The organism is Sodalis-like endosymbiont of Proechinophthirus fluctus (assembly GCF_001602625.1).
In the GTDB taxonomy this organism is placed as follows: domain Bacteria; phylum Pseudomonadota; class Gammaproteobacteria; order Enterobacterales; family Enterobacteriaceae.
This window is the reverse complement of record NZ_LECR01000075.1, coordinates 7,732-8,052: the sequence shown is the minus strand read 5'-3', so window position 1 is coordinate 8,052 and position 321 is coordinate 7,732. Positions and strand designations below refer to the sequence as shown.

Genomic DNA, 321 nt, shown 5'->3' with positions numbered 1-321 from the left:
AGTTGCTCGGACAACAAGCGCATCGGTAGTTTATCGGTGACCAAGGGTAATAGCCCCGTCGGTTTAAGCGTCAGCACTGTGGTATTGACCAGTATCGAGGAGGGTTCAAAAAAGCTACGCACCCGATCCATCAGACCAGCTGCTTCGCCGGCGGTGATGACCACGTCTTCCCCTTTGAACATATCGATAAGGATTTCACGCCGCTCACCAGGCGCCAGCGAAAGCTGGGTGACCTGCACTGGTGCAGGCAAGAACCCCTGGTCGCCAGCAACAACCTGCATGGCGCGTCCGTCGCTTAGTTGCAATTGATAACGCCGAGCG

General features: G+C 56.1%; 1 pseudogene. It reads right to left on the bottom strand.

What is annotated here, in order from left to right:
• Nucleotides 1–321 (bottom strand): annotated as a pseudogene (locus BG74_RS17740) (cell division protein FtsP); the annotation flags it as partial.